Source organism: Vibrio sp. 10N.286.52.C3, assembly GCF_041468865.1.
Taxonomy (GTDB): domain Bacteria; phylum Pseudomonadota; class Gammaproteobacteria; order Enterobacterales; family Vibrionaceae; genus Vibrio; species Vibrio crassostreae_C.
In genome coordinates this window covers 1-220 of sequence record NZ_JBFRJM010000163.1, presented here as the reverse complement: position 1 = coordinate 220, position 220 = coordinate 1, and the positions used below count along the sequence as shown (strand labels likewise).

At 37.7% G+C, this 220-nt stretch carries 1 tRNA gene; it reads left to right on the top strand.

The features are described 5' to 3' along the window. The first annotated feature begins 67 nt into the window (after window positions 1-67). A tRNA-Asn gene (locus tag AB4138_RS23970) sits at window positions 68-143 on the top strand. Window positions 144-220: the final 77 nt, after the last annotated feature.

Here is a 220-nt window from a genome sequence, read left to right as displayed (position 1 = left end):
TCGAGGCACCATTATTTGGTACTTAACAAATAATGGTCTTTATAGACCTGATGTTGAGACAAGTAATTCCCCTTTAGTTCAGTTGGTAGAACGGCGGACTGTTAATCCGTATGTCGCAAGTTCAAGTCTTGCAAGGGGAGCCATTTTTAAAGGACTTCATTTTATATGAGGTTTTAATTGAAGAGTTTAACTCTTTAAGCAAAGAATTTAGTGTGCCGAC